General features: G+C 29.3%; 11 protein-coding genes and 1 pseudogene. 8 read left to right on the top strand and 4 right to left on the bottom strand.

Features of this window, described 5'->3' with window-relative positions; all coding sequences use genetic code 11:
- A partial coding sequence (locus AJ930_RS10650; protein ID WP_261659527.1) for a DUF2920 family protein occupies positions 1–554 on the bottom strand: 554 nt, incomplete at its 3' end.
- A gap of 92 nt (positions 555–646) precedes the next feature.
- Here AJ930_RS10650 and pseF point away from each other — a divergent pair.
- The 6 genes from pseF to pseH (AJ930_RS08965) are packed head-to-tail and all read left to right on the top strand — an operon-like array spanning position 647 to position 4,470.
- Positions 647–1,345, top strand: a complete 699-nt coding sequence (pseF, locus tag AJ930_RS08990; protein WP_070275232.1) for a pseudaminic acid cytidylyltransferase — start codon at positions 647–649, stop codon at positions 1,343–1,345.
- The gene (gene pseG / locus AJ930_RS08985; RefSeq protein WP_070275231.1) at positions 1,329–2,153 is read left to right on the top strand and encodes a UDP-2,4-diacetamido-2,4,6-trideoxy-beta-L-altropyranose hydrolase; all 825 of its coding nucleotides are present in this window, start codon (positions 1,329–1,331) and stop codon (positions 2,151–2,153) included. The genes pseF and pseG overlap by 17 nt, the downstream gene beginning before the upstream one ends.
- On the top strand, positions 2,150–2,653 hold the full coding sequence (gene pseH, locus AJ930_RS08980) for a UDP-4-amino-4,6-dideoxy-N-acetyl-beta-L-altrosamine N-acetyltransferase (protein ID WP_070275230.1): 504 nt from the start codon (positions 2,150–2,152) through the stop codon (positions 2,651–2,653). The genes pseG and pseH (AJ930_RS08980) overlap by 4 nt, the downstream gene beginning before the upstream one ends.
- A complete protein-coding gene (locus tag AJ930_RS08975; RefSeq protein WP_053872900.1) occupies positions 2,650–3,363 on the top strand; it encodes a formyltransferase family protein in 714 nt (237 codons plus the stop codon). The genes pseH (AJ930_RS08980) and AJ930_RS08975 overlap by 4 nt, the downstream gene beginning before the upstream one ends.
- Entirely contained in the window at positions 3,326–4,000 is a 675-nt protein-coding gene (locus AJ930_RS08970) for a PIG-L deacetylase family protein (RefSeq protein ID WP_053872899.1), read from the top strand. Before AJ930_RS08975 ends, AJ930_RS08970 begins: the two co-directional genes overlap by 38 nt.
- On the top strand, positions 3,997–4,470 hold the full coding sequence (gene pseH, locus AJ930_RS08965; RefSeq protein WP_053872898.1) for a UDP-4-amino-4,6-dideoxy-N-acetyl-beta-L-altrosamine N-acetyltransferase: 474 nt from the start codon (positions 3,997–3,999) through the stop codon (positions 4,468–4,470). Before AJ930_RS08970 ends, pseH (AJ930_RS08965) begins: the two co-directional genes overlap by 4 nt.
- Here the strand turns inward: pseH (AJ930_RS08965) and AJ930_RS08960 are convergent.
- Genes AJ930_RS08960 through pseA form a run of 3 tightly spaced genes read right to left on the bottom strand, consistent with a single transcriptional unit; the run spans position 4,435 to position 6,920 of the window.
- Positions 4,435–5,181 (bottom strand): HisA/HisF-related TIM barrel protein, encoded by a 747-nt coding sequence (locus tag AJ930_RS08960; RefSeq protein ID WP_053872897.1) that lies wholly within the window; start codon positions 5,179–5,181, stop codon positions 4,435–4,437. The genes pseH (AJ930_RS08965) and AJ930_RS08960 overlap by 36 nt on opposite strands.
- A complete protein-coding gene (hisH, locus tag AJ930_RS08955; RefSeq protein ID WP_053872896.1) occupies positions 5,182–5,787 on the bottom strand; it encodes an imidazole glycerol phosphate synthase subunit HisH in 606 nt (201 codons plus the stop codon).
- Entirely contained in the window at positions 5,784–6,920 is a 1,137-nt protein-coding gene (gene pseA, locus AJ930_RS08950) for a pseudaminic acid biosynthesis protein PseA (protein WP_053872895.1), read from the bottom strand. The genes hisH and pseA overlap by 4 nt, the downstream gene beginning before the upstream one ends.
- Positions 6,921–7,177: 257 nt before the next feature.
- Between pseA and pseI the strand changes: the two genes are divergently transcribed.
- Positions 7,178–8,209 carry a pseudaminic acid synthase gene (pseI, locus tag AJ930_RS08945; protein ID WP_070275229.1) on the top strand — a complete coding sequence of 344 codons (1,032 nt, stop codon included), beginning with the start codon at positions 7,178–7,180 and terminating at the stop codon, positions 8,207–8,209.
- Positions 8,206–8,709, top strand: a pseudogene (locus tag AJ930_RS08940) (motility associated factor glycosyltransferase family protein); the annotation flags it as partial. The gene pseI and the pseudogene AJ930_RS08940, both read left to right, overlap by 4 nt.

The raw sequence follows: 8,709 nt of genomic DNA, 5'->3' as shown, positions 1-8,709 counted from the left end.
TTTGGAAAGCGTTTAACTAAATCTTTTAAAGCATTGATATGATCAATAGCTGCCATAATGCCATAGTTTTGATAGTCTCCATTAGGTGGGACAAAATCGCAAAAAAGTTCTATTTTTTGGCTTTCATCAACCAAACCTGCTTGTTTCATTTCATTAACTTTTTGCTCTATAAGAGGAATAATTTGTTCAAAATTATCTTCATTAGCCAACAAATGCCCTAAATTAATATTTTTTAAAATACCGTTGATACGCTCTAAATCATCTTGATTAGGAATAAGCTTTGGATTGTACTTTTGATCGATACTTTGTCTTGCACAAAAACAATGATAAAAAACATGCACCGCTACAACATTAAAATTTTTAGCAATATACTCTCTATCAAAATCTAAAAAAGAAATATTTGCATTGGCTCCAAAACCACCCACTATAAAAACTATAGCTTTGATATCTTTTTTATCATCATAACTTATACGGTATTCAAGTTTACTAGTTCTTTTTATATTTAATTCTACATCATCACAAGAATCAATTTCAAAGGTTTGGTTTATAAGCATTATTCCCACCCTATTTGTATCATTTTATTGTATTTTAAAGACAATTATACTTAAATTTCAGTAAAATAAAACACAAAAAACAAGGCTTAACTATGAAAAATCTTTGCATCATCCCTGCTCGTGGTGGATCAAAAAGAATTCCTAGAAAAAATATCATTGATTTTCTAGGTAAACCTTTAATCGCTTATAGCATAGAAAATGCTTTAAATTCGGGTATTTTTGATGAAATAGTGCTTTCAAGCGATGATGAAGAGATCATAAAAGTAGCCTTAAAATACGGTGCAAAAGCTCCATTTGTGCGTGATGAAAATTTAAGTGATGATTATACATCAAGTACCGCTGTGGTGCAAAATGCCATAGAAATTTTACAAAGTCAAAATCAAATTTATGATAATGTCTGCTGCCTTTATGCTACCGCTCCTTTGTTAAATAAAGACATTTTAAAACAAGCCTATGAACAATTTATCCAAAATCGAAGCAAGTTTTTATTTGCCGCTACTGAGTTTGAGTATCCTATACAAAGAGCTTTTTATTTAAATAAAAACAATCAAGTTTATATGTTTGATGAAAAACATTACAAAAGTCGTTCACAAGACTTAACAAAAGCTTATCATGATGCAGGGGCTTTTTATTTTGGCACAAGTAAAGCTTGGCTTGAAGAAGATTTTATGTTTAAACCTCATTCTAGTGTATTTGTATTACCAAGAAATTTAGTTTGCGATATAGACACCATGCAAGATTTAGAATTTGCAAAAATACTTTATAAGGCAAATCATGAAAGTTCTTTTTAGGAGTGATAGCTCCAGTGAAATAGGCTTTGGACACATTAAACGCGATCTAGTCTTAGCTAAACAATATGATGATGTAAGCTTTGCTTGTTTATCTTTAAAAGGCTCTTTGATCGATGAAATTCCTTATCCTGTTTATGAGCTTAATAGCGAAAGTATTTACGAGCTTATCAATCTCATCAAAGAAGAAAAATTTGAACTTCTTATCATTGATCACTATGGCATCAGCGTAGATGATGAAAAGCTGATCAAGCTTGAAACAGGGGTGAAAATCTTAAGCTTTGATGATGAAATAAAGCCTCATCATTGTGACATTTTGCTCAATGTCAATGCTTACTCAAAAGCAAGTGATTATGAAGGTTTAGTGCCTTTTAAATGCGAAGTAAGATGTGGTTTTTCTTATGCCTTAATCAGGGAAGAATTTTATCAAGAGGCTAAAGAAAATAGAGAAAAAAAATATGATTTTTTTATTTGCATGGGTGGAACTGATATAAAAAATCTCTCCTTGCAAATCGCTAGCGAATTACCCAAAACAAAAGCTATCAGCATCGCAACCAGCTCTTCTAATCCCAATCTTAAAAAATTGCAAAAATTTGCAAAATTACATAACAATATTAGATTATTTATCGATCATGAAAATCTTGCAAAATTGATGAATGAAAGCAATAAACTCATCATCAGTGCAAGTTCTTTGGTCAATGAAGCCCTACTTTTAAAGGCAAATTTTAAAGCCATTTGTGTTGTTAAAAACCAAGAAAAACTAGCCAATTGGCTAGCTCAAAAAGGTTATGAAGTGGAGTATAAGTATTGATAAAACTTAAAAATTTCACAGAACTTAATTCTCAAGAAATAAAGCTGATTTTTAAATGGCGTAATCACCCAGACATCAGTCAATTTATGAAAACAAAACATATCGATTTTGAAGAGCATTTAAGATTTTTAAAAAATTTACATCAAGATTCTAGCAAAAAATATTTTTTAGTTTTTCAAGATGAACAGATTATCGGTGTGATTGATTTTGTCAATATCGCAGCTAAGTCTTGTGAATTTGGACTTTATGCAAAACCTGATTTAAAGGGTGCAGGACAAATTTTAATGAATGAAATTATAAAATACGCTTTTGAAATTTTAAAGATAAAAACCCTAAAAGCTTACGTTTTTAAGCAAAATAAAAGGGCTTTAAACTTATATTTAAAAAATAATTTTTATATTTATGATGAAGGTGAAGAGATGTTTTATTTAGAACTTAGGGGGGGGGTAGAGCTTAATCTTTACGCTAAAATTCTTATTTTCAAAAGACTTGTAGCATGAAAATAATCATCGCAAGCTTAAAAACTTGGAATTTTAAAAATTATAAAAAACTTAAAAGTCAATTTCCATATATAAAATTTTACCTAATCACCAAAAAAGAAGATTTAAATTTAAACTATATACAAAAAATCAATCCAAAATATATATTTTTTCCACATTGGTCTTTCATCATTCCTGATGAAATTTATCAAAATTATAAATGTATAGTTTTTCACATGAGTGATTTACCTTTTGGTAGAGGTGGCTCTCCTTTGCAAAATTTAATTTTACAAAATATTAAAAAAACAAAAATTTCTGCTTTAAGAGTCTGTAAAGATTTAGATGCAGGTGATATTTATCTTAAATGTAAATTAGATATTTCCAAACATAGCGCTCAAAAAATTTATCAAAAAGCTTCAAAAATTATTTTTTTCAAAATGATTCCTTATATTTTAAAAAACAATCCAAAACCCATTCCTCAAAATGGAAAGCCAATATTTTTTAAAAGAAGAACCCCTAATCAAAGCTGTTTAAATTCTTTGGAAAATCCAAATTTAGAAAAAATATTTGATTTTATAAGAATGCTTGATGCGCCAAGTTATCCTAAAGCTTTTTTAGAGCTTAAAAATTTAAAGATTGAATTTAAAAAAGTTAAAAATAAAAAAAATCACCTCAAAGGAGAATTTAAAATTTATGAAAAAAATCCTAATCATAGCCGCACACCCCGATGATGAAGTCTTGGGCTGTTTTGGAACAGTTTCAAAATTTATTAAAGAAGGTCATGAAGCTTATGCTTTGATACTTGGAGAAGGCAAAACAAGTCGCGTTGCCGATAAAAATGAAATCGAACATAAAGAATTTGAAATTTTAGAAAACGAAGCTTTAAAAGCCAATCAAAGCATAGGTATTAAAGAGCTTTTTAGGGAAAAATTTCCCGATAATCGTTTTGATAGTGTGCCCTTACTTGATATCATTAAAAGCATAGAAAAAATCAAAAATATACTTAAACCTGATATTATCTTTACCCATTATGCTAAAGATTTAAATATCGATCATCAAATTACTTTCAAGGCTGTTTTAACCGCAACTCGTCCTTTAGCTAATGAAAGCGTAAAAGAAATTTATAGTTTTGAAGTACTTTCATCTACAGAATGGAATTATCCTACAAGTTTTAGTCCTAATGTATTTTTTGACATTAGTGATACTTTAGAAGATAAAATCAAAGCCATGTCTTATTATCAATCAGAACTTTGCAAATTTCCACATCCAAGAAGCTTAGAGGGTATCAAACTTCAAGCACAATATCAGGGTTTAAGAGTGGGTTTAAAAAATGCTGAAGCTTTTAAGCTAATTAGAACTATAAAATGATTATTTACAAAGATTTTATCACACTAAATCTAGATGAACTAAAGCTTATTTGGCAATGGCGTAATGATGAAAACATTGGTCAATTCATGTTAAATAAATCAATCAAATTCGAAGAACATCTAAATTTTATAAAACAGTTAAAAACAAGTAGAAGTAAAAAATATTTTTTACTTTTTAAAGAAAATCAAGCCTTTGGTGTAATTTATTTTAATAACATCACAAATCAAACTTGTGAATTTGGGCTTTATGCAAAACCTGATTTAAAAGGCGTAGGACAAATTTTAATGAATGAAATCAAAAAATACGCCTTTGAAATTTTAAAGATAAAAACCCTAAAAGCTTGTGTTTTTAAAGATAATGAAAAGGCTTTAAAACTTTATAAGAATAATAATTTTATCATCACAAGAGAAGATGGAGATTTTTTTTATATTGTATTAGATAATCCTAACTGCAAAACCTTGCTTAGCTAATTCTTCTTTTACATCTTTAGGGGTGTACTTAGAAAAATGAAAAATATAAGCCCCTGCTAAAGCATCAGCACCCAAGTTTAAAGCCTTAACTCCATCACTTGGATTACTCAGTCCTCCATTGATAATAAGAGGAATTTTAAGTTTATTTTGAAAGATCTTTAAAAGTTCTAAATCATAACCCTTTGCTTTTCCCTCAAAATCCACAGAAGTTAAAAGAAGCTCTCCAGCACCTTTTTTTTCATATTCTAAAGCAAGTTCTAAAGGATTTTTTTCAAGTAAATTTCCCCTATCATAAACACAAAGTTGTTCTCCTTTTCTTTTAACATCTATAGAACAAACTATACATTGAGAACCAAAACGATTTGCTGCTTTACTTATAAAATCCATATCTTCTAAAGCTTTAGAATTGATAGAAATTTTATCCGCACCTAAATTTAAAATCTTTTGTATATCTTCAAGAGTTTTTATCCCGCCGCCTATAGTTAAAGGCATAAAACATTCTTTAGCAAGATCTTCTATGCTTTCAAAGTCTATCTCACCACTTTTTGAAGCATCTATATCTAAGATAATAAGTTCATCAACATTACGTGCATTATAAATTCGCATCGTTGAAGTTAAATGTCCTATAGTACGAAAATCTTTAAATTCTATGCTTTTAACAAGTTGAAAATTTTTTAATAATACGCAAGGGATAATTCTAGTTTTTAACATTTAAAGCCTTGCAAAATTTTCTAAAAGTTTTAAGCCTAAACTTTGACTTTTTTCGGGGTGAAATTGCGTAGCGAAAATATGATCTTTTTGCAAAGATGCAACAAATCTATGCCCGTATTGTGCTTTAGCACTTACAAACTCATCTTTGCATTTCACATAAAAAGAATGCACAAAATAAAAATCGCTCTTATCTTCTATGCCTTGATACAAAGGCTCTTGTTTTAAAATTTCAAGTTCATTCCAACCCATATGTGGGATTTTTAAATTCAAATCCTCTTCAAATTTGACTACTTCACCTTCTATGAAACCAAGTCCTTCGCAAACCCCACCTTCATAGCCCCTTTCTAAAAAAAGCTGCATTCCCAAACAAATGCCTAAAATAGGTTTTTCTTGTACTAAAATTTGCTCTTTTAAAGCTTCTATAAAACCAAGTTCTTTTAAATTTTTCATCGCTTCTTTAAAAGATCCCACCCCAGGTAAAAGCAATTTATCTGCTTTTTGCAAATCTTTTGGATTTTTAGCTATGAAATTTGTAACTCCTATTTTTTCAAAAGCCTTAGCGACTGAGTTTAAATTTCCTGCTTTATAATCAATCAATGCTATCATTTTAAAATATACTCATCTTTTCTTACCAAAGAACCATCATAATCTCTTATAAATTTACCATTTTCATCACGTTTAAATATTTTTTTATTAGTAAAAGAATCCACAATTTTTTGAAATTCTTCTTCACTAAAACTACTAAATTCAAGATATTTTTTAATAGCCTTTGTTGGAACTCTGCCATCGTATTTATTGACTAATTTTACACCTTGCTCACGATCAATATAACCCAAGCGAATATCAATGCAAGCATTATCTGTTGCTCTACCAAAGCCATATTTACAGTATTTTAAATAATCATGCACATGATTAGAATAACAATCTAAATTTTCAAAATTTTCATAAGTGGTTTCTACGGGACGATCTGTAGTTAAAAATCCGTGCTCTTTAGATACTTTAAGATTTACCTTATAATCCCATTTAAAATAATACCCCAAAAAGAGCCCAGTCAAACCAACCTTTTGTATCTCTTCATCACTTGGATATGTATAAAAATAAAGATCTTTCTCGGTTAATCCTTGTACTCCGATCATATCTGAAACCCTATTTCCCAATAACCCCCCAAATTCCTCAAGCCAAGTTCTATCAAGCGTATTTCTTGTTTTGCTGCTTGCAGGGCCACCATACTCTATCTGCGGACTTTCACCCCAAATCATCAAAGGTATATTAAAATTTACAGCCGTTCTTACAACGGTTGTAAAAATTCCCAAATGATTTTGCCATTCAGTATCTCCTGTTCTTTGAAATCCTTCCCTTGCTAAAATTTTATATACCTTAGGATTTCTTTTAACATGAATTAAATCTACACCGAGTTTATTTAAATTTTCTAAATTTTTACGCCCTATTTTTGTAGGTACACTAGGTTCAAAACACACGCATAAAGGATTTAGCCCGAGCTCAAGCATTCTTATAGTTTGAAAATGAGAATCCTTGCCGCCACTTACCCCTATAACACAATCATATATGGGATGTTTTTTATATTTTTTTACAAGCTCTAAAAATTCTTTTTCTCTTGCTTTCCAATCAATTTCATAATTTTTACTTTCTTGAGAGCGACATGCATCACAAACCCCATCTTCATCAAAATGTAAATCAGGCTTAGTATCTGGCATCACGCATTTTTTACAAAATTTCATAAATTTCCTTATTAATTAGTCTTAAATATATATCGTTATAATTAAATTTTATTTTATAATTTTATATATTTATATTATATAAAAATTAAAAAATGAACAAATTCTATGATTTAAATCGATATAGCATTTTTTAAAGAAAACCAAGCAAAATCATAACAAAGTCGTAATATTTATATAATATAAATATATAAATTGAAGAAATATATAATATAATTATATATCATTTTTAGTAGGAAATTTACAAAAGAAAGAAAAGTATGCAAATAGGAAATTTTAACACCGATAAAAAAGTTTTTATCATCGCAGAACTTAGTGCAAATCACGCAGGAAGTCTTGAAATGGCACTTAAAAGCATAAAAGCAGCCAAAAAAGCAGGTGCTGATGCGATAAAAATCCAAACCTACACTCCAGATAGCCTCACGCTAAATAGCGACAAAGAAGATTTTATCATCAAGGGTGGGCTTTGGGATAAAAGAAAACTTTATGAGCTTTATGAAAGTGCAAAAACCCCTTATGAATGGCATTCTCAAATCTTTGAAACCGCACAAAATGAAGGCATACTTTGTTTTTCAAGTCCTTTTGCCAAAGAAGATTTAGAATTTCTAAAACGCTTTGATCCTATAGCCTATAAAATCGCTTCTTTTGAAGCCAATGATGAAAATTTCGTACGTTTAATCGCCAAAGAAAAAAAACCTACTATCGTTTCAACGGGCATTGCTACAGAAGAAGAACTTTTTAGAATCTGTGAAATTTTTAAAGAAGAAAAAAATTCTGATCTCATCTTTTTAAAATGCACTTCAGCTTATCCTGCTGCCATAGAAGATATGAATTTAAAAGCTATGGTAAGTTTAAAAGAAAAATTTAATGTTGAAGTGGGATTAAGCGATCATAGTTTTGGCTCTTTAGCTCCCATTATAGCAGTAGCACTTGGAGCTAGAGTGATAGAAAAGCATTTTATGTTAGATAAAAGCATAGAAAGTGAAGACAGTAAATTTAGTCTTGATTTTGATGAATTTAAAGCTATGGTAGATGCGGTTAGACAGGCCGAAAGTGCTTTAGGCGATGGTAAGTTAGATCTAGATGAAAAGGCGCTTAAAAACCGTGTTTTTGCAAGAAGCTTATATGCAAGTAAGGATATCAAAAAAGGTGAAATGTTCAGCGAAGAAAATGTAAAATCCGTGCGTCCTTCTTTTGGACTACATCCTAAATTTTATCAAGAACTTTTAGGAAAAAAAGCTAGTAAAGATATAGAATTTGGTGATGCTTTAAAACAAGGAGATTTCCAATGACCTTCACTCCTACCCAAAAAGAGCTCTTTAACAAAAATATTGAAGCTTTAGGTAATATTCTTTTAAAAGAAAGTTTAAAAGAAATCAAGTCTAGCAAATTTGAACTTATCTTAGGTAAAGATAATCTTGATATCAATCTAAAAGATACGAATGATAATACTTTTCTTTATGAAAATGTTATAAATGAATTAAACTCTATGCTAAATACTTACAATGACAAATACCTACTTTATCCTGTATTGTATTTTTATGGTTTTGGAAATGGAATTTTATTTAAAGCTTTATTACAAAATAAAAATCATCAACATATTGTTGTTTTTGAAAAAGATATAGAGATCATTTGGATGATGTTTCATATCTTAGATTTTTCAAATGAATTACAAAATTCAAGATTGATGATTTTAGAAACTAGTTCTTTAGATATAGAATTTTTTTCTAATTTTTGTTCTAACAAACCTTTCTTTCAATTTTCTAGAATTTATTTTTTAGAACTGATGAGT

The sequence above is a fragment of the Campylobacter sp. BCW_6871 genome (assembly GCF_001762325.1).
Taxonomy (GTDB): domain Bacteria; phylum Campylobacterota; class Campylobacteria; order Campylobacterales; family Campylobacteraceae; genus Campylobacter_D; species Campylobacter_D jejuni.
This window is presented reverse-complemented; position numbering and strand designations above follow the sequence as displayed.

Bases quoted from the DNA above. Each gene is read 5' to 3' on its own strand.
- pseF (WP_070275232.1), top strand. From the start codon at position 647: ATGAAAAATCTTTGCATCATCCCTGCTCGTGGTGGATCAAAAAGAATT.
- pseG (WP_070275231.1), top strand. From the start codon at position 1,329: ATGAAAGTTCTTTTTAGGAGTGATAGCTCCAGTGAAATAGGCTTTGGA.
- AJ930_RS08975 (WP_053872900.1), top strand. From the start codon at position 2,650: ATGAAAATAATCATCGCAAGCTTAAAAACTTGGAATTTTAAAAATTAT.
- AJ930_RS08970 (WP_053872899.1), top strand. From the start codon at position 3,326: ATGAAAAAAATCCTAATCATAGCCGCACACCCCGATGATGAAGTCTTG.
- pseH (WP_053872898.1), top strand. From the start codon at position 3,997: ATGATTATTTACAAAGATTTTATCACACTAAATCTAGATGAACTAAAG.
- AJ930_RS08960 (WP_053872897.1), bottom strand. From the start codon at position 5,181: ATGTTAAAAACTAGAATTATCCCTTGCGTATTATTAAAAAATTTTCAA.
- hisH (WP_053872896.1), bottom strand. From the start codon at position 5,787: ATGATAGCATTGATTGATTATAAAGCAGGAAATTTAAACTCAGTCGCT.
- pseA (WP_053872895.1), bottom strand. From the start codon at position 6,920: ATGAAATTTTGTAAAAAATGCGTGATGCCAGATACTAAGCCTGATTTA.
- pseI (WP_070275229.1), top strand. From the start codon at position 7,178: ATGCAAATAGGAAATTTTAACACCGATAAAAAAGTTTTTATCATCGCA.